The sequence below is a fragment of the Rhizobium sp. CCGE531 genome, assembly GCF_003627795.1.
Taxonomy (GTDB): domain Bacteria; phylum Pseudomonadota; class Alphaproteobacteria; order Rhizobiales; family Rhizobiaceae; genus Rhizobium.
On the sequence record NZ_CP032687.1, the window covers coordinates 371,442 to 390,719 of the forward strand.

14 protein-coding genes and 5 pseudogenes are annotated in these 19,278 nt (G+C 58.9%); 15 read left to right on the forward strand and 4 right to left on the reverse strand.

All coding sequences use genetic code 11. The features are described 5' to 3' along the window. Positions 1-12: 12 nt before the first annotated feature. Entirely contained in the window at positions 13-510 is a 498-nt protein-coding gene (locus tag CCGE531_RS31600; protein ID WP_004128902.1) for a UPF0262 family protein, read from the forward strand. 134 nt (positions 511-644) lie between these two features. Beyond that, entirely contained in the window at positions 645-2,000 is a 1,356-nt protein-coding gene (locus CCGE531_RS31605) for a Glu/Leu/Phe/Val dehydrogenase (protein ID WP_120671018.1), read from the forward strand. Positions 2,001-2,026: 26 nt separating this feature from the next. Here CCGE531_RS31605 and CCGE531_RS31610 read toward each other — a convergent pair whose 3' ends face one another. Continuing rightward, complete coding sequence (locus tag CCGE531_RS31610) at positions 2,027-3,451, reverse strand: IS701 family transposase (protein ID WP_245458839.1); 1,425 nt, start codon at positions 3,449-3,451, stop codon at positions 2,027-2,029. A 246-nt stretch (positions 3,452-3,697) separates the two neighbouring features. After that, a pseudogene (locus tag CCGE531_RS31615) lies at positions 3,698-4,154 on the reverse strand (aldehyde dehydrogenase family protein); the annotation flags it as partial. Positions 4,155-4,244: 90 nt separating this feature from the next. Here CCGE531_RS31615 and tnpB (CCGE531_RS31620) point away from each other — a divergent pair. The 5 genes and pseudogenes from tnpB (CCGE531_RS31620) to CCGE531_RS31645 all read left to right on the forward strand — a co-directional run. Continuing rightward, positions 4,245-4,395, forward strand: a pseudogene (gene tnpB / locus CCGE531_RS31620) (IS66 family insertion sequence element accessory protein TnpB); the annotation flags it as partial. A 48-nt stretch (positions 4,396-4,443) separates the two neighbouring features. Then, positions 4,444-5,172: pseudogene (locus tag CCGE531_RS31625) on the forward strand (transposase); the annotation flags it as partial. A 333-nt stretch (positions 5,173-5,505) separates the two neighbouring features. Next, a complete protein-coding gene (locus CCGE531_RS35110) occupies positions 5,506-5,724 on the forward strand; it encodes a MarR family transcriptional regulator (protein ID WP_085999212.1) in 219 nt (72 codons plus the stop codon). A 127-nt stretch (positions 5,725-5,851) separates the two neighbouring features. Next, positions 5,852-7,453, forward strand: a complete 1,602-nt coding sequence (locus tag CCGE531_RS31640) for a flavin monoamine oxidase family protein (RefSeq protein ID WP_004128922.1) — start codon at positions 5,852-5,854, stop codon at positions 7,451-7,453. A gap of 120 nt (positions 7,454-7,573) precedes the next feature. Next, positions 7,574-7,888, forward strand: coding sequence for a cytochrome c (locus CCGE531_RS31645; protein ID WP_245276724.1), 315 nt, complete (start codon positions 7,574-7,576; stop codon positions 7,886-7,888). 69 nt (positions 7,889-7,957) lie between these two features. Here CCGE531_RS31645 and CCGE531_RS31650 read toward each other — a convergent pair. Next, a pseudogene (locus CCGE531_RS31650) lies at positions 7,958-8,719 on the reverse strand (IS5 family transposase). Positions 8,720-9,392: 673 nt separating this feature from the next. On the opposite strand from CCGE531_RS31650, the gene ltrA reads away from it, so the two are divergent. Continuing rightward, the gene (gene ltrA, locus CCGE531_RS31655; RefSeq protein WP_120670883.1) at positions 9,393-10,643 is read left to right on the forward strand and encodes a group II intron reverse transcriptase/maturase; all 1,251 of its coding nucleotides are present in this window, start codon (positions 9,393-9,395) and stop codon (positions 10,641-10,643) included. A gap of 518 nt (positions 10,644-11,161) precedes the next feature. On the opposite strand, the gene CCGE531_RS31665 is transcribed toward ltrA, so the two are convergent. Then, on the reverse strand, positions 11,162-12,451 hold the full coding sequence (locus CCGE531_RS31665) for an acetyl-CoA carboxylase biotin carboxylase subunit family protein (protein WP_004128937.1): 1,290 nt from the start codon (positions 12,449-12,451) through the stop codon (positions 11,162-11,164). A 276-nt stretch (positions 12,452-12,727) separates the two neighbouring features. Here CCGE531_RS31665 and CCGE531_RS31670 point away from each other — a divergent pair, with 276 nt between their 5' ends. The 7 genes and pseudogenes from CCGE531_RS31670 to CCGE531_RS31700 all read left to right on the forward strand — a co-directional run bounded on the left by CCGE531_RS31670 (position 12,728) and on the right by CCGE531_RS31700 (position 18,928). Further along, positions 12,728-13,198, forward strand: coding sequence for a transposase (locus tag CCGE531_RS31670; protein WP_004128939.1), 471 nt, complete (start codon positions 12,728-12,730; stop codon positions 13,196-13,198). After that, positions 13,195-13,314, forward strand: a pseudogene (tnpB, locus tag CCGE531_RS31675) (IS66 family insertion sequence element accessory protein TnpB); the annotation flags it as partial. The gene CCGE531_RS31670 and the pseudogene tnpB (CCGE531_RS31675), both read left to right, overlap by 4 nt. A gap of 142 nt (positions 13,315-13,456) precedes the next feature. After that, a complete protein-coding gene (locus CCGE531_RS31680) occupies positions 13,457-14,695 on the forward strand; it encodes a site-specific integrase (RefSeq protein ID WP_120670884.1) in 1,239 nt (412 codons plus the stop codon). Continuing rightward, complete coding sequence (locus tag CCGE531_RS31685) at positions 14,692-15,624, forward strand: tyrosine-type recombinase/integrase (protein WP_120670885.1); 933 nt, start codon at positions 14,692-14,694, stop codon at positions 15,622-15,624. Before CCGE531_RS31680 ends, CCGE531_RS31685 begins: the two co-directional genes overlap by 4 nt. Next, on the forward strand, positions 15,621-16,628 hold the full coding sequence (locus tag CCGE531_RS31690) for a tyrosine-type recombinase/integrase (protein WP_004126146.1): 1,008 nt from the start codon (positions 15,621-15,623) through the stop codon (positions 16,626-16,628). The genes CCGE531_RS31685 and CCGE531_RS31690 overlap by 4 nt, the downstream gene beginning before the upstream one ends. Positions 16,629-16,845: 217 nt before the next feature. Next, on the forward strand, positions 16,846-17,724 hold the full coding sequence (locus tag CCGE531_RS31695; RefSeq protein ID WP_120670886.1) for a tyrosine-type recombinase/integrase: 879 nt from the start codon (positions 16,846-16,848) through the stop codon (positions 17,722-17,724). 7 nt (positions 17,725-17,731) lie between these two features. Next, a complete protein-coding gene (locus tag CCGE531_RS31700; RefSeq protein ID WP_120670887.1) occupies positions 17,732-18,928 on the forward strand; it encodes an IS91 family transposase in 1,197 nt (398 codons plus the stop codon). The last annotated feature ends 350 nt before the right edge of the window (positions 18,929-19,278 follow it).

A 19,278-nucleotide genomic window follows, 5' to 3' on the forward strand; every position in this document is an offset into this window, starting at 1 on the left:
GGAGGCAGGGCCATGGCCTCCGCCGAGTACCGTCTCTGCGACGTATCGCTCGACCGGTCGTTCGCTGGCCGGGACGCGAGAATTGAGCGGGAGCAAGCGCTCGCGGTTATCGACCTCTTGGAATCCAACACCTTCATTCCGGTCGGTCACGATGGCGGGCCATACCGCCTCACGATTGCGGCGGCCGACGGGCGCCTCGCGTTACATGTCGCCGATGCCCATGGCGAGCATGTCGTCAGTCACTACCTGTCGCTGACGCCGTTCCGCCGATTGCTGAAAGACTACACCCGCATCTGTGAGAGCTACTACGACGCCATCCGCCACCCAGGCCCTGAACGGCTTGAGGCGATCGATATGGGCCGGCGCGGCGTCCATAACGAGGCAGCCGAACTGCTGAAAAGCCGGCTGTCAGCGAAAGTGAACATCGACAACGACACCGCCCGCCGGCTGTTCACACTGATCTACGCCCTGCTCGTGCGCAATGCCGACCGTCGAGTTCTGCTGAGCTGACACAGCTTCGGCCCGAAACTTTCCCACCAAGGAGGAACACCCCAGTGAACGCAATACCACAACGCAACGTGCAAGCCGGAGAAACCAGCTCCGCAGGCTTCCTGGATAGCGTTGACCAAAACTTCCGTCATGCCATGACATTCCTCGACCTGCCGGAAGGCCTGTCGGAGCGGATCATGCAGTGCAACTCGACCTACACGGTTCGGTTCGGCGTCCGCCTGCGGGGTCGCATGTACAGCTTTATCGGCTGGCGCTCGGTCCATAGCGAGCACTGCGAGCCGGTGAAGGGCGGCATTCGCTATGCGTCGAATGCCGATGCTGAAGAGGTCGAGGCCCTGGCAGCGCTGATGACGCTCAAATGCTCGCTGGTCGATGTGCCGTTCGGCGGCTCGAAGGGCGCGCTAAAGATCGATCCGCGCGAATGGACGCCGCAGGAGCTCGAGCGCATCACCCGCCGCTTCACCCAGGAACTCAACAAGCGCGGCCTGATCGGCCCCGGCGTCAACGTCCCGGCACCCGACATCGGCACCGGCGAGCGGGAAATGGCCTGGATGATGGACGAGTTCCGCCGCGCCAATCCGACCGATGTCATCAACGCGCGCGCCTGCGTCACCGGCAAGCCGCTGTCGAAGGGCGGTATTGCCGGCCGCACCGAGGCAACCGGCCGAGGCGTGCAGTTCGCCATCCAGAGCTATCTCCGCGATCCGCGCACTGCCGGCCTGAACGGCAAGCGCGATCTGAAGGGTGCTGCAATCATCGTCCAGGGCTTCGGCAATGTCGGCTACCATGCGGCAAAGTTCGTCTCTGAAGAAGACGGTGCCCGGGTGACGATTGTTGCCGAACGCGACGGCTATGTCGCCAACGCCGATGGTCTTGCGATCGAGGCGCTGAAGCAGCATCATATCAAGACCGGCAGCATTCTCGGCTTCGAAGGCGCCACCTCGTTTGCCGGCGATATGACGGGCATTGCGCAGCCATGCGACGTCCTCATTCCGGCGGCCATGGAGAATGCCATCCATGCGGGCAATGCAGACCGCATCAAGGCAAATCTGGTCGTCGAGGCGGCCAACGGCCCGATCACCTTCGAGGCTGACAAGGTGCTTCGCACCCGAGGGATCACCGTTCTTCCCGATCTTTACGTCAATGCCGGCGGTGTCGTCGTCAGCTACTTCGAGTGGGTAAAGAACCTGACGCATATTCCCTTCGGTCTGATGGAACGGCGCCGGCGCGAGCGGCGCAACCAGACCATCGCAATGGCGCTGGAACGCATGACCGGCAAGGAATTCCCCGCCGATATCCGCGATGAATTCCTCGAAGGCGGCGCCGAGATCGACCTCGTCCGGTCCGGCCTCGAAGACGTCATGCGCAGCACCTGGACACGGATCGCCGACCTCATCGAACAGCAACCGGAACTCGGTGACTACCGGACCGCCGCCTATGTCGCGTCGATCCGGCAGATCGCCGATGCTTATGAAGCGATAGGAATCTGATCAATTGCCTGCCTAGTCTTACTGCGTCACAAATTTGTGGATTTTATCGATCCTTCATCCGGGAGCAGCATGGACATCGCTGGAGGTTGCGACTGAGTGCGACGGTCAAGTGCCTTCGGATTGTGGCGATCGAATTCGACACGTGTCGCTCGGGTCGGATCGGGGGCTCCGCGGGGTCGATAACCCTGGGGAAGGCCAGATTGCGGGCGGTTTTTGGTTTCGGGCGGCGCTGAGGGGGGAATCGTCTCCCTTTGGGAGATGAGGAATCCGTAAGCGGCAATGCAGAGGCTTGCATGATGATGGAAGCCGCGCCAACCGCGTCCCTCATAGTGGCCGAGCCCGAGTTCCTGTTTGAGTTCCTGATAGTCGCGCTCGATGCGCCAGCGCAGCTTGGCGGTGCTGACGAGCTTTGCGAGCGAAGCGGCGGCCGGGAGAGTGGAGAGCCAGTATTTGAGTGGTTCGGCATCACCCTCGGGCCATTCGATCAGCAGCCATTCCTCGGCGCGGGGCTCGGTCAATTTGTAATCCCTGGACGCGGGCCTGACGCGCACGGCGGCGAAGCGAGAGTTGAGGTCAGTGTTGGTTCCTTCCCGCCAGCCGATGATCTGCCAGGCATCTTGCGGCAGTTCCTGCGCCAACGCCTTGGCCGATATCGGGCTGTGCTCGGGGCTGCGGCGCATCAGCGAGGTTGGCCGCCCCTTTCCGCGCCAGGGCTCGGGTGGCAATGGTCCCTCGCCGGGTCGCCAGACGCTGAGTGTCGGCTGCACGCCCACGACATAGTCGAGGCCGAGTGCCGACAGGCCGGCGCGGAATGCGCCGTCCACGCCATAGCCGGCATCGGCCAACACCACACCGGGCGCCACTCCGGCTGCCTGGGCGGCTCGGATCTGCTCCAGCGCGATGGCCGGTTTGGTCTGGAATGCGACGCTGTCAGGGATCTTCGCCTTGCGCCGCCGCTCGGCATCGTCGGCCCAGATCTCGGGTAGATACAGCCGGTAGGCAATCGGCAAGCTCGCTGCGACGTTGGCGATCGACAAGCTGACCGCGACTTGGCAGTTGTCCTGCTTGCCGAGTTGGCCACAATATTGCCGCGCCACCCCGACCGAATGCCTGCCCTTCTTGGGAAAGCCGGTGTCATCTACAATCCACGCCTCGATCGGCCCATGTCGCTCGATCAGCGGCAGCACCAAATCGCCAATCCGCCGCAGAAGCGCCTCGTCCGACCACGGCGCCTGACCGACGAAATGCAGTAACGACTGATGCTTGGACGAAACCCTCGCCGGTGCCGTTACCGCTGCCAGAGGCTCGACACTCTTGCGCTCCACCGGCAGCATGAGGCCAAGGCAGTAATCCTTCAGCGGCTCTGCCCGATCGGCATGGCCGATCACATCGACAAGCCTCTCGACATAATCCGCAAAGTCTGGTTCACTTCTTCCGTTCAGGCCATTCATCTCAGCTTGCTCCTGCTGACCACGAATCGCCACGCTAGCACATCATCGCAAACCGCGAATCTCCCGTTTTTTGTGACTCAGTAAGACTAGAGAGCCAGCGATTCTTCGATGGCCCTGGCAATAAATTCGCCTCCCACGCGACTTGGCTGCCGTAGGACATGTGTCGACGGCAGCCTCTTTTTTTGAGGTGATCCGGATCTTAACATCGTCGAACCCGGCGTCGATGTTGGAGGGCGGCAACCAGCGTTAGAGGCCGCCCATGCAGAGGTACTTCATTTCGAGATAGTCCTCGAGACCGTGCCGAGAGCCTTCGCGTCCAATGCCGGACTGCTTGATGCCTCCGAAGGGTGCCACCTCCGATGACATGCGGCCAGTGTTGATGCCAACCATGCGCCTCGGCCACGCGCCAGACGCGTTTGAGGTTCGAGGCGTAGAAATAGGCGGCGAGGCCGTAGATCGTATCGTTGGCTTCCCGAATCACCTGCTCCGGGTCATCATAACGGATGATCGGCGCCAGCGGACCGAACGTCTCTTCCTGCGCGATCCGCATCGAACCGACGACGTTGGTGATGACGGTCGCCTCAAAAAATGTTCCCTTCGCGCCGATCCGACGACCGCCGCAGCGAACCATCGCCCCTTTTTTGACAGCGTCATCGACATGCGCTTCGATCTTTTTCAGAGCATCATTGTCGATTAGAGGCCCGTTGCCGTCCGAAAAGCGGATGAAACTGATGTGTAACCAGCACTAGCTGCTGATCTGTGCTGGTCGAGGCTGCATTCTCAGATAAGGTACAAGTGGTTGGAGGCTGGCAAGTTCGTTTGGCCACCCGGTCCGCGATGGCGCCATGCAGATGACGCGCGAAGAGTTCTCGCTTTTGCTAGCCGGTATTGACTGGACGCGCGTCAAACGAAACGCTGTGAGGAGGCCCTCAAAAGCAGGCTGATCCTGTCGGTTTTACGTGAAGATTCAGGCTCCTATGGTAGGGCCAGTCATGCCGCTTCGACATGATACCTTACCCCAGGACACCGTGCAACTGACCCGGATCATTCTCTCGCTCAACGAAGAGAATGCCGACCTTAAGGCGCGCGTGGCCTTCCTTGAGCGCCTGCTCTTCGGGACGAAATCGGAGAAGATGACGATCATCGATCCGACGCAGGCAATGCTCGATCTTGGCGATCTAAGCGACATTCCCGTTGCTGCCAATGACGATGTCGTGCCGGTCATTGAAGACAAAATGCAGGCACGGCGATCGCCAGCGCGCAATATCGGCCGCTTGCCCAAGCACCTTCCGCGGTATGACGAGGTCATCGAACCAGAGAGCAAGACTTGCCCCTGCTGTTCGTTCGAACTTCATTGCATCGGCACTGATGTCAGCGAGGCGCTCGACATCGTGCCTGCGGTTGTCCGGGTGAAACGGACGATCCGGCCACGCTATGCATGCCGGGCCTGCGAAAGTGTTGTTGTGCAGGCGTCCGCACCGGCACGCGTGATGGACGGTGGCATGGTGACCACGGCGTTTGCCGCGCATGTCGCTGTTTCGAAGTTTGCCTGGCATCTCCCGCTCAACAGACAGGCGCAAATACTGGCCTCCTGCGGCGTCATCATTGATCGCGGTACGCTCGGGGCATGGGTCACGCGTGTCGCCTGGTGGCTTGAGCTCCTCTACGATGCGCTCACCGCCTTCATCCGCTCGCAGCCGGGGGTATTCTGTGACGAGAGTATGCTGCAGAGGCACGGAAGGAGTTCAGTATGAACTGACACTGTGTCGTAAAGCTGCGTGAATGATGGAGGCTGGCCCTCCGGGATCGGTTTTCGGGAGCGGGTCTCACCAGTCCGAGCTGCTGCGGTAAAGAGCCGTGGTGGTGAGCGTCGGATGAAAAGTTCGGACGAGATCGAGCAGGTGCGTGTCCGAAAGACGAACGAAAGTGAACCATCCGAAGACGCGTCGTTAAGAAATTCAAGCGTCGTCGAAACCAGGACCGTTTCGTCATCCTGGGATAAGCCCGCGCAACGAGACAAGGAGCCTCCTGCCGGAGCGCCACAGTTCACGCAGTTGCAGGGCCGATACCTGGTCTTCATTTATGCCTATACCAGGATCTTCAAACGCTCCCCGGCAGAAGCGGACATGCGTCGCCACTTTGAGGTGACCGCACCGTCTGTACACCAGATGGTGATAACCCTGGAAAAAGCCGGCCTCATTCAATGCCAGCCTGGAGAAGCGCGAAGCATTCAATTGCTCGTAGAACCTGAGGCGCTGCCAATCCTACGCTAGCTCACCAGTCAGAATCTCTTAGGAGCGGTACTAGTTGCCGTGGTGGCATAGCGATTGAATGGATAAAAAAAGTTTCAAAGGGCTTCGCAAACTTACAGTTTTGGCACGGACAGTGAGAGGACGGAAAATGGCACAAGATAAGCTAGTTGGCTTAAACCGGCGCAATCTTCTATCGCTAATCGGTATGACTGCAGGCAGTATGACGATGTACCACGCCATGACTACGCTCGGGCTGGCTGGTGAGTCTAGATACAACGGACCAATAAAGCTGGAAGGCGCTCCGAAGGACACTTCCGTCTTGATTCTTGGAGCAGGATTGGCGGGTATGACGGCAGCACTCGAACTGCGTCAGGCCGGTTACAACGTGAAAATACTGGAATACAACAATCGAGTAGGTGGCCGAAATTGGACGATACGCGGCGGCGATAGCGTGAAGGAACTGGGCGGCGAGATCCGGAATTGTGAATTTGATGAGGGGCTTTACATCAATCCTGGTCCGTGGCGAATTCCGTATCATCACCATGGCTTGCTCGCATACTGCAAGCGGCTGGGCGTGGTGCTAGAGCCCTTCCAACAACTCAACCACAACGCGTTCCTGCACTCCACAAGGGGGGGCGGCGGCAAGCCGCAGCGAGTGCGTTACGTTATGACCGATATTCGGGGACACATATCAGAGCTGCTGTGTAAGGTGACGCGCAAGGGCGCACTCGAAGGGAGTGTCACTAAGGAAGATCAGGAGATGCTACTTGAGGCCCTTCGCTCCTGGGGCGCGTTGGATGAGAATTATGCCTACCAGAATAGCACACACGTGAGAGAGTTTCGCGGTTCGGTCGAAGCCTATCGCGCGGGGAGAAATAGCGTCGTGCCAACGTCCGGAAAGCCGCTGAGCCTTTCCGAAATACTAGGTTCGGGCCTTTGGAGCGATCTAGCCGCTTTTGCGCGCTATGAATTCCAAACAACCATGTTCCAGCCACGTGGCGGCATCGACCTGATTGGCAAGGCTTTCAGCAAGGAAGTGGACGACCTCGTCACCTATAACGCCAAGGTGACAAAGATCGAGCAGGACGAGAAGCGCGTCACGGCCTATTACGAAGACAGCGAGAATCCCGGTACAATACAGCGGGCGAGCGGCGACTGGTGCGTATGTACGATTCCCCTGACGATCCTCAGTCAAATCGACATCAATGTCAGCGCCGAAATGCTCGCAGCGATCAAAGCTGTACCCTATGCATCATCCGTGAAGGTAGGCCTACAGTTCAAGCGTCGTTTTTGGGAGGAAGATGACCTGATTTTCGGGGGCGTGAGCTACACCAATCTGCCGATCCGGCAGATTTCTTATCCAAGCAGTGACTTCAATACGAAGGGAAAGGGCGTTCTGCTGGGCTGTTACACTTGGAATGGGCCGAATTCCTATGAGTTCACGTCAATGGCTCCCGAGGAACGCGTGAAGCGGGTTGTCGAATACGGTGCGCGGATCCATCCTCAATACAAAGAGGAATTCGAAAATGGCGTTTCCTGGGCCTGGCATCGCTCCCCGTTTACACTTGGCTGCGCCGGGGACTGGACGGAAGACACCCGCAGGGAACACTTCAATAATCTTTGCAAGATCGACGGTCGCGTAGTAATCGCCGGCGAGCATGCATCCCAAGTCCCGGCCTGGATGGAGGGGGCGATTCTCTCCTCACTAGACGCAATCACAAGGCTTCATAAGCGCATCATGGCTGGCTGATAATACGTTGCGACCAATTGAAGGTTTTTTCCGATGGCGAAAAACTCCAAAGGGCCTCTAGGCTCCGTTGTTGTTTCAATCTTGACGATGGCGCTCGCTGTCCCCGTCGGAGCCCAAGTAATGTTGAGCGACGGTGAGAACTTCAGTGAACAAAGCGGGGAAGCGCTGTATGCGAACGTCTGTGCCGCTTGTCATATGAACCATGGGGAAGGTGCGATGGGGGCAGGCAAATATCCGGCCCTTACTCAAAATCAGAATCTAGTGGTCGGGGATTACCCAGTTTACTTGGTGCTCCACGGGCATACAGGCATGCCACCTATCGGTCATATGATGAGCGATGACCAAGTTGCTGCCGTCGTTAACTACGTGCGCACAAATTTCGGCAACAATTACGAAAATGAAGTGACACGCGAGGACGTGGCGGACATCCGATAAGGCGAACACGACGGTCCGTTTCGAAAGAAGAGAATGACCGCAGCAAGCCAAATTCTCTATGGCGTCGACTCATAAACTCTGGCACCATATTCTTGTTGCGACGAGCTTTACGGCGGCGAGGTAGTTTTCCGGGTGCTTGTCATATCGGGTTGCGATGCCTCGGAACTGCTTGATCCTGTTGAAGAACCGTTCCACGAGATTACGTTGCCGATAGACCCAGCGCGAAAATACAAAGAGCCCTTGCGATTACTCTTCGGCGGGATGTTGGCCCAGGCCTTTCTCTCGGCGGCCTTAGCCCGTATGGCATTCGTGTCATAACCCTTGTCGGCCAGCAGGATGTCCCCCTCGCCAAGCTCATCCGTCAGCGCGTCGGCTTCGGCACAATCGGCGATCTGTCCACCAGTCAGACGCAGATTGACCGGGCGACCTTCGGCATCGACGAGCGCATGGATTTTGCTCGTAAGGCCGCCGCGGGAACGTCCCATGCCACCATCGTCTCCATCCCTTTTTTCCCGTGTCCGCGTGCTGGTGAACGCGGACACAGGTCGAGTCGATCATGACGATGTCGCCATCGTAGGCCTTGGACACCGCTTCAAGAAGCCGATCCCATACCCCGGCTTTGCGCCAGCGGACGAAGCGGTTGTAACAGGTCGTCGGCGGGCCATAGCGTTCCGGAACTTCCGCCCAAGGCGAGCCCGTTCGAAACCGCCAGAGGATGCCATTCAGTACCCGCCGATCATCAACGCGGGCAACGCCGCGTGGCTTGTTGGGTAACAACGGCGATATAATCGACCATTCGTGGTCAGTCAGTTCGTAGCGACGACGCGTCATCAAATGCTTCCCTACTTCGAAGCCTTGAATCACGGCGGTCGATAAATGCCAAGAAATTTTATGAGTTTACGCTGTAATCTTCCAGGAGCGATCAATCCTGGCGGATCCAGGGGGACGAACGTGTGCTGCAGGCACACATGAAGGGAGTTCAACATGAACAACTAACGTGTGGACAAGCTGCGTGAAAGATGAGGGTGGGCCCCTCGGGATCGGCTTTCAGGAGCAGGTTCCAAACCAGTCCGAGCTGCTTGCTGCGGTAAAGAGCCGTGGTGGTGAGCGTCGGATCAAAAGCTCATGGCATGACCATGAGCAGGTGCGTGTCCGAAAGACGAACAAACGTGAACCCTCGAAGACTCGTCGTAAACTGGTCAGATACCGTCAAAATCAGGGGCGGTTCGTTCCTCTGAGACAAGTCCGTCAGGAGCCTGATTATCGGGCGGACGGCGGTCGGCGGTGAGAGGGCGTGAGTCGGTCACAGGCTTTTGCGCGGAACTGCAGGAACCAGCTTTCTGATGCCAAGGGAGAAGCACAAGCGGCACATCACCGTGAGGCGAGAGTACAGATACAGGAAGTTGGGGCGAACCGACCCGTAGTAGTGATGAAGGCGCTTTAATGGAGCTGGAGCAAAGGGGTCGGATCAGGTGGTCGTATTTTCGAAACAACTGGAGACAGGATGACGTCGGCGGATACGACAGACAAGCCGTTTAGGATCGATAAGCGGCTGGTGTACGAAGCTTATAAAGCGGTCAAATCCAATGGTGGTGCGGCCGGAGTGGATGGGCAGACGATCGAGCAGTTCGAAGCCGACTTGAAGGCTAATCTCTACAAGATCTGGAACGGGATGAGTTCGGGAAGCTACTTTCCGCCACCGGTCCGTGCCGTCCCCATTCCCAAAAAGACTGGGGGCCAGCGGATTTTGGGTGTGCCCACCGTGAGCGATAGGATCGCGCAAATGGTGGTCAAACGGCTCATTGAACCGGAACTTGATCAGATCTTCCGGCCAGATTCCTACGGCTACCGACCGGGCAAATCTGCTCTGGACGCGGTAGGGATCACGCGTCAGCGGTGCTGGAAATATGATTGGGTTTTAGAGTTTGATATCAAGGGCCTAAATGACAACTTGGCGCACGATCTCTTGCTCAAGGCGGTCCACAAGCATGTCAAGGGTCAAGGGGCGTTGCTCTATATCGAAAGATGGCTGACGGCGCCCTTGGAACAGGATGGACAAAGGATAGGGCGGATCGCGGTACCCCGCAAGGGGGTGTGGTCAGTCCGATTCTTTCAAATCTGTTCCTGCACTACGCATTTGATCTCTGACCGGACATACCCCGACCTCCCATGGTGCCGGTATGCGGATGACGGTCTGGTGCACTGCCGGACCGAACAGGAAGCGGAGGCCGTCAAGGCTGCCCTTCAAGCAAGGCTGGCGGAATGCCAGCTGGAAATGCATCCCACCAAAACCAAGATCGGTTACTGCAAAGACCCCAAACGCAGGGGAACGTATCCGAACGTCAGCTTTGACTTTCTCGGATACTGTTTTCGACCGCGAGTGGTGAAAAATCCGCAAAATGGGCGACTGTTCTGCGGATTTACGCCGGGGGTTGCTCCCTCGGCGCTGAACCACATGCGGGCGACGATCCGGGACTTGAAACTCCGACAGAAAACGCATGTGTCGCTGGCCGACATTGCTCGCGAGATCAATCCGCTCCTCCGGGGGTGGATTGCGTATTACGGGCGGTTTACGCCATCGGCGCTGGATGCCTTGCGGCGTTACGTCAATCAGACGCTGTGCGTGTGGGTGAGAAGGAAGTTCAAGCGCTATGCCCGTTCGACCCAAGCAGGGAAATTTCTACAACGCCTTGCCCAAAGTCGAACGAAGCTTTTCGTGCATTGGCAGCTCGGAATAACCGGTAAGTTCGTCTGATGGGAGCCGTGTGAAGCGACAGTTTCACGCACGGTTCTGAGAGCGCGGAGGGTGAAGTCCCTCCGCGACTCGCCCGATCGCGACATGGCTTCAAACGCCGCTACTAAGAATGGTCTCGTCCTCCCGAGCCTTTGCCGCAACGCAAGCGGAATGATGGTGCAGCCGCTCGGCGCGGCGACCGAATGTGAGTTTGAACCGGCAATGGAAACAGGCCCGTTCACGCGAACAGGCTCAGCCTTGGATGCCGAAAGAGCGACCGAAGAAAACATGCGATGGAGTTCTTGACCCGATCTTCCCCATATGAGTCGCTCGCTCCCAAGAACGTAAATGGTCAAGCGAGGACAGAAGCATCGGCGCTGCAGTTAACTGAACGGATCTGCGATGCTGTATCCTTCAGCATCGTTCGCGCTGTCGTCCAAGACATGACTGTTTGTTGGCAAGCCTGCCATCTGACAAGAGGGCACTAGCAAAAGGAATACGAAGCTCCCAGAAGAAGGCCTTGCAAACTCTTATTTAGATCATCCTTCGCGAGGCGCCTCCTTCGCCCCGGAGATTGAGGTCGATATTTCGTCCGGTTCGCAAAGGGACGGAAATGGTGCGATTGACCACCTGATCAGATTAACGGCACGCTCCAGCATCATTTCTGTCTGAGAACGACTTGACGAACATGCGATGACATGTCCAATCGAGTCTAAATAATCACCTCTTCTGACGATTTGTGCCTTTGGTGTAACGTAAAATTTGACCTCGTTGACACCCGGTACAGCAGCCGCGCGATTGTCACCACTGATCCAATCGAGGATGCCATCGCCCTCCGGAAGCAGGCTCCTCACTGCTGCTATGTGCGAATGCTTTGCTCGCAAGTCACAAATTTGTTGGCCGATGACAAGATTGATGTGCGCCGTGATCAAATCAACGCCGTACGCCAGTTGAACCAGTCTAGCTTCCCCGGTCGGAAGGCGGGGATTAACTTCAATGACAACTGGGCCATCGTTCGTCCATCGGAATTCAATGTTTGCCGGTCCCCATCCAAGACCGAGAGCTCGCAAGCAGCTAAGTGAAACATCGATGATGCGTTGAAGTTCGGTTTCAGTCAGCGGGGCAGGAAAGGTGTATTCACGAAAGACGAAATGTGGCGGGGGGCCGAAGTCAGCGGTACCAATTGCAATGACTTGGTTTCCCATTGTATTAGCGCCGTAGTACGGGCCTTGTGCGAATTCTTCGACGAGTATCTTCGGCGAAGATTGCCACGGGTGATCTCCGTCGAGCAGATGGCTCGTATGTTGAGCTAACTCTTTGGCATCCCGGCACAATCGGACACCGCTGCCGCCGAGGCCTGCGGTTGGCTTTAGTATCACCGGCAGACCAATCTTCTCCGCTGAGCATTCCACCTCCATTGCATCTGTTGCCAAGCGGTAAGCAGGTACTGGAACTCCGTATTCCGCGAGTACTTGGCGTTGCACAAATTTGTCGCAGCATCGATCAATCGATGCGGGGTCCGGTCCAGGTAGAGTGAAGTGTCGACAGAGTCGGGCAACTGTTGCATAGACTGTCTCGCTCGGGCTTGGAAACCCGGTAATGCCAGCAATCTCATAAGTCGTGCTTAACTGGTAGCATTCGCGGATTAACGCATCGAGATCGTCTGTATCGACACAGATTGTCTGAACCTCGTTCGCGCCAAGATAGTCGTACTGAGCTGGATCTGCAGACAGAGTAATAAGATGGAGACCAAGCCGCTGAGCCGCTTGGACGTACAGCGGGCCATTAGCCCGTGAACCTTCAATTAAGATGAGTGTTCTTCCTTTCATTGGCGTCAACCTCCATGTGGCGTGCTTTCAGGCGAGCTGAGGATGAATTTCCATCAGTTTTTACGCACGCCTCTCCGCGGATTTGCGGGTGAACGTATCATTGCCGAGCAATCTGCGAACGCGAAGATTTTGTAAATTTTTTCTGAGAGGACGTGCGACGACGTCTAATATTGCTGTGGCAAACTACTGTCATCCGTGAGCGCGACGAACAACCCACCTTTTCTTTTGTGAATGAGGCCGTGAGATAAGCTCCTTCATCGATAGGAGCGGAATGGAATGGTTGGAGATCGCGTTGATGCCATGCTTGAAGTCATGGATGAAGGCATGCATGAAGCCAGGCATGAGGGAAAGTATCGCCGGATCGAGGTGATCACCGGTCGGCGCCAGCGGCGGAATTGGACTGACGAGGAGAAGGCGCAGATCCTTGCGGAAAGCGCAGAACCTGACGTGAACATCTCGGCCGTTGCCCGGCGCTGGGGCGTCAATCGCGGCTTGCTGAATGTGTGGCGACGGGATGCCGGACTAACCTCTCAACGGTCGGCAAAGGCCAGTTTGCCGTCTGCCGTGTTCGTGCCGGTGACAGTGGTTGGGGATGGCGCACGACACGAAGGCTCGCCATCGAATGCCTCGGAGGTTCTTGCTGGCCGAATTGAGATCGAAATTGCGGGCGCACGCATGACGGTTATCGGCTCGGTGGCGCCCGAGTTGGCGCAGGCGATGGTGGCGGTGTTGCGAGGGCGCCGGTGATCGGACTTTCACCAAGCGGTGTGAAGATCATGGTTGCGACGCGACCTGTCGACTTCCGGCGCGGCATGAATGGCCTGGTGGCGTTGGTGGCGTCAGCCCTTGAAGCAGATCCTTATTTATGCGTCGGGTGAGATTTTGTGGCGGAGCCGTCCCGGCGTTAGCCGAGGCCCGTCTAATCTGGAATTCTCCGCCACATAATATTTCGTGCCTCTTGGGATGGGTGCGGGATCCCCCCGCGCCGCTATTCGGAGGGACAACATGCTCGACTTCTATTTCTGGTATCGTGGGGTGCTCAAGCGCCTGCGTAGTGGTGCGCTTGGTGGCGAGATGGATCGCCTCGCGGAGCATTTTTTCACGCTCGGTTATAAGCGAGCGTCCGCCAAGATTTACCTGAGCCGGATTGCGCGTTTTAGCCAGTTTGCCTTGACGCGCTGTGGTCCGATGCCGATCCATCAAGATGTTATCGACAGCTATTTGGGCGCGTTTACTGCTGATACTCCGCGCATTGGGGCAGTATCGGCTCTGGCACATGCACGGAGAGTGGCTCCGGAGCGGTTCATTATTTCTGTTTCAAGTGAAGAGGATGATCCGGATGCTGCGCTTCTGGCCTCCTTTTCGGACTATCTGCGCAGGGTACGGGGGCTGGAGCCTAATACCCGCGAAGGCGTTCTTCTGGGCGGCCGCCGCTTTCTGGATTGGTTCCGCCATCACCATCTCGGCCAGGACCTCGAGGCGTTGACGGCTGAGCAGGTCCTTGCTGCTGTCGAGCATCGGCTGTCACTATCGGCGACCTCCGGCACCCGCACGGCAGCGACTGCTCACACTCGAACATTTCTTCGGTTTTTGTATTGGGCTGGCTACCATCGCCAAGATCTCGCCGGCGTTGTCCCAAGGACGCCCTCTTGGCGTTTGGCACATTTGCCGCCACGCCTTGCATGGGATGACGTTCGGCAGGCGATCGATGCGATCGGCGCAACGACGCCGGTCGACATCCGCGATCGAGCCGTCCTGCTGCTGCTCGCCACTACGGGCATTCGCAACGGCGAGTTACGCGCCATTCGGCTGAAGGATATCGACTGGCGTACTGGCGAGGTTTTTGTCCGGCGCACCAAGGGCAAGCGTGATCGGGTGGTGCCACTCCTAGAGGAGACCGGCGCCGCACTCGCCGATTACATCCTGCGCGCTCGACCGAAGGTGGATAGTCCGTATCTGTTCCTGTCCTTCACGCCGCCGCTGGGGCCGTTCAAGTGCGCGTCGCCTGTTTCGAGGATCGTGCGGAAGCGGTTGCGGCATGGCGGGGTCGAACTTGGGCGAGTCGCAGGTGCGCATCTCCTGCGCCACAGCCTTGCCACCCAGCTCGTCAGGCAGCAAAGGCCAATCAACGAGGTCGCCGATCTTCTTGGCCACCGGAGCATCAACACAACGGCGTTGTACGTGAAGGTTGCGGCCTCGCAACTCGCCGAGGTCGCACTCCCCTTTCCGGGAGGCGCCGCATGACCGCCTTTGCCCGATTCCTCGGCGAGAAGGTTGAGCGTTACATCGAACTGCGCCACTCGCTCGGCTATGCCTTCAGTAAGCAAGCTGGTACGTTGCGCGCTTTTGTCCGCTACATTGAACGCACTCAAATCGACGCGCCCGCCACCCGGACGATGGCGCTGGACTTCGTCCTATCGTTCGGCGGGGCCGCCAACAGCCGCACCACTCGTCACGGCGTGCTCCGCAGATTCTACGAGTATCTCGCCGTCTATGACGCCCAAACCGAGAGCTTGGAGCGTAGGGTCTTTCCCAGATCCAGGGCAATTCCGCCGCCGCGGATCCTCAGCGAGTCAGAGTTGGCGTCGCTCATCGACGCATGTGCGCGCATTTCGCCAAGCATCCCTCTCAGGGGGCGGACGATGGCAACGCTAATCGGATTGTTGGCAAGCTCGGGACTGCGATCTGGCGAAGTGGTAAGGCTTGATCGTTCCGACGTCGATCTGACCAACGGGGTTCTTCTCGTTCGGAAGACGAAGTTCCGCAAGGACCGTCTCGTTCCAGTTCACACGACGACCCAGGCTGCCCTTCGCCACTACGCCAGTGAGCGTGACGCCGCTTTTCCCACGCCCAAGGACCAGGGCTTCTTCCTCAGCTCTCGTGGCAACCGCCTCTCAGCGACCGGCCTGCAAAACGGTTTTGCCGAGGTGCGTAAGCTCTCCGGCCTTGATGGCGGTAAGCCCTTAAGGCCGCACGATCTCAGGCACCGGTTCGCCGTGACCCGCCTCAGCTTCTGGCATCAACAGCGCGCAGACGTTCAGGCGTTGCTCCCGTTGCTCGCCACCTATCTCGGCCACGCCAGCTACAGCGATACCGCTTACTACCTCACTGGTTCGGCGGATCTTCTCGCCATTGCGGCGGACCGCGCTTTCCTCGATGGAGGTGCAGCATGAGCGAACATCTGCTCCTGGCGCCGCTCCTGGAATCCTACTTTCGCCGGCGCCTAACCAAGCAGCGCAACGCCACTCCCGCGACTGTCGCGAGCTATCGCGACGCCTTGCGCATGCTGATCCTCTTTGCCGCCGCCAGGTTGCGGAAGAGGCCGGCGGCGTTGGTGCTCGAAGATCTCGATCGAGACCTCGTTCTCGCATTTCTCGACGAACTCGAGGAGAAGCGGAACAACACCGTCGCCACGCGTAATGCCCGACTAGCTGCGATACGATCTTTCTTCCACCATGTGGCAGCCGCCGACCCGGCGTCCTTTGGTGTCGCGCAACGCGTGCTGACGATTCCCACAAAACGCGCGCACATTGAGGTGACGCACCATCTCACCGACGCAGAAGTGGACACCGTCATTGCGGCGCCCGATCAGAGGACGCCCCGTGGTCGGCGCGACCGCGCGTTTCTGCTGTTCCTGGCGCGGACCGGCGCGCGGGTCTCCGAAGCCATCGGTGTCAATGCTGACGACCTTCAGTTGGGACGCCCGCACTCGCAGGTGCTATTGCACGGTAAGGGGCGCAGAGATCGCGTCATCCCCGTTCCTCAGGATCTGGCGAGAGCGCTGGCGGCCTTGTTGCGCGAGCGCGGAATCACCAACCACGAACCACGACCGATCTTTATCGGTGCCCACAATGAGCGCCTGACGCGCTTCGGGGCGACCCACATCGTACGACGAGCGGCGGCCAAGGCAGTGGCCACAAGGCCGGATTTGGCCGAAAAGCCCATATCGCCACACATCTTCCGGCACTCCCTTGCCATGAAGCTTCTCCAGTCCGGCGTGGATCTTTTGACGATTCAAGCCTGGCTCGGGCACGCACAGGTCGCCACCACCCACCGCTATGCCGCCGCGGATGTCGAGATGATGCGTAACGGACTCGAAAAGGCGGGCATCAAGGGCGATTACGGGACGCGCTTCCGGCCCACCGATGCCGTTCTGCAACTGCTGAACAGCATCTAAGCTAAAACATTATGTGGCGGAAGATGCCAGATTTGGCAGTCCCCGGCTGGCGCCATGACGGCTCCGCCACAAAATCTCACCCGATGCATAAAAAGGGTTGGACTAACCCGCTCCGCTACGCCGGAGCGGGAAGGAGGTCAGGTATTCAGTAGGAGCCCCAACTGCGAGAGGATGGGACGGCTGTTTTCAGCTATTCCATCAGACAGAGGAGCTCGTCATGACCCCACTTCGCCAGCGCATGAGCGAAGACATGCAAATGCGCAATTTTTCGCTCAATACCCAGATCTCATATCTGCGGCAGGTATCGCTGTTTGCACGATACTTCGGCAAAGCGCCTGACTTGCTCGGCCGTGAGGATATTCGGACCTATCAGGTCTATCTGGCCAACGAGAAGAAGCTGGCGCCTACCTCAATCCATATCGCGGTTTCGGCGTTGCGCTTTTTCTTCAGCGTCACGCTCGAGAGGGACTGGGTGCCTGCAGAGGTCTTGCCGCTTCCCAAGAAGCCGCAGAAACTGCCGATCATCCTCAGTCCGGATGAAGTACGGCACTTTCTCGGCTGCGTGGCCGATCTCAAACACCACGCCATCCTGACGACCTGCTATGCCGCCGGTCTGCGCATTTCGGAAGCGGTGCAGCTGAAGCCCACGGACATCGACAGCCAGAGAATGGTCGTCCGTGTCGAGCAGGGCAAAGGCCAGAAGGACCGCTATGTGATGCTGTCGCCCAAGCTCCTGGAGATCCTGCGCGACTATTGGAGGATGCGGCGGCCAGAGGCATGGCTCTTCCCTGGCGATCGCACCGGCCACCCGATCAGCAGGGATGCAGTTGGGCAAGCCTGCGCAAAAGCGCACGATCTTTCCGGCTTGTCCAAACCAGTGACGCCGCACAGCTTGCGGCACGCCTTCGCCGTCCATCTTCTCGAGGCCGGCGCCGACGTGCGCACCATTCAATTGCTGCTCGGTCACCGCAGCCTCGCGACCACCGCCCACTATCTACGGATCGCCACCAACAAGGTCTGCGCTACGGCGAGCCCGTTCGAGCTATTGCCGCGTCCGGCGCCGACCCTGCCACCCGCCAAGCCGGAGTATTTCTGAGCTCCCGATGGCCCGTTCGGGGCCGGAAGTGGCGGACATCTTCCGCCGCTACGGCGAGGCCTATCGTGCCCAGCACACATCGCTGTCGACCGCTCAGCGCCGTGTCATGACGGCGATCGAGTTGTGCCGGACCGCCGCGCTCGGTGGGCACGTCGAAGCGTGCGATCAATGCGGCCACCGGCGCATCGCCTTCAACAGCTGCCGTGACAGGCATTGTCCCCGCTGCCAATCGCTGGCCCGGGCGCAATGGCTGGACGATCGACGCGCCGAGCTGCTCGACACCCAGTACTTTCACGTCGTCTTCACACTGCCGGAGGCCATTGCCGCCATCGCCTATCAGAACAAGGCGCTCGTCTACGGGCTGCTCTTCCGGGCCACCGCCGATCCGCTGCGCACCATCGCCGCCGACCCCAAGCATCTCGGCGCCGAGATCGGCTTCTTTGCCGTCCTGCACACCTGGGGACAAAATCTGCTGCACCATCCGCACCTGCACTGCGTCGTCCCGGGTGGCGGGTTCTCGCCGGACGGCACGCGATGGATCGCCTGCAAGCCCGGCTTCTTCCTGCCGGTCCGCGTGCTCTCGCGCCTGTTCCGCCGCTTGTTCCTGGAGCACCTGGCGAAAGCCTTCGACGCGGGCAAGCTGCAGTTCTTTTCCGACTTGCAGCGCCTTGGCGAGCGCAAAGCCTTCCGGCGCTATCTGGCACCGCTGCGAAAGGCCGACTGGGTCGTCTACGCCAAGCCGCCGTTCGCAGGGCCCGAACAGGTGCTCGACTATGTCGGCCGCTACACCCACCGCGTCGCCATCTCCAACAACCGCCTCGTCGATATCGAGGATGGCGCCGTGCGTTTCCGCTGGAAGGATTATCGGCACGGCGATCGGCAAAAGGTCATGACCGTCTCCGCCGATGAATTCATCCGCCGCTTTCTGTTACACGTCCTGCCCGAGGGCTTCCATCGGATCCGCTATTACGGTTTCCTCGGCAACCGCTACCGCGAACAAAAGCTTGCCCATTGCCGCGAGCTGCTCGGCATGCCGGTACCCGAGCCATCAGAGAGCCGAGCCTCGAAGGACTACCGCGACCGCTACGAGGAACTTACCGGATGTTCCCTCAGGCAATGCCCGGCCTGTCGTCAAGGGCAGATGATCACCATCGAAGTTTTCGACGGCGTCACCGGACCGCCGCGTTACTGGGATACGTCATGAAAGAAGCGCAGCGCTTTCATCGTCGCCGTTCCACCGGAAACCGGTCGGTCCCGAGAAGGTGTGTGCCGTCGCGCCTATCAGCCCTTCCCGGCAAGGTACAACGGCAATCCTTATCCTTATCGAATTCCAAATCGGCGCTGTGTTCGTCCCGTGCACCCAGCGGCGACTCTCGTCAACACCGCGCCTGCGGCGCCTTTGCTCAGAGCCGCACCATTCAATCCCCATAGAACCCGGGTCGCGCCCGCGGCTTAGCCCAACACGTTTTTAGCGCACCGTCGCTGTCGGCCTCGGCGCGCTCCTCAACGTGCATACCCGCGACGCCACGCTAAAAACGCTCTGCATTATGTGGC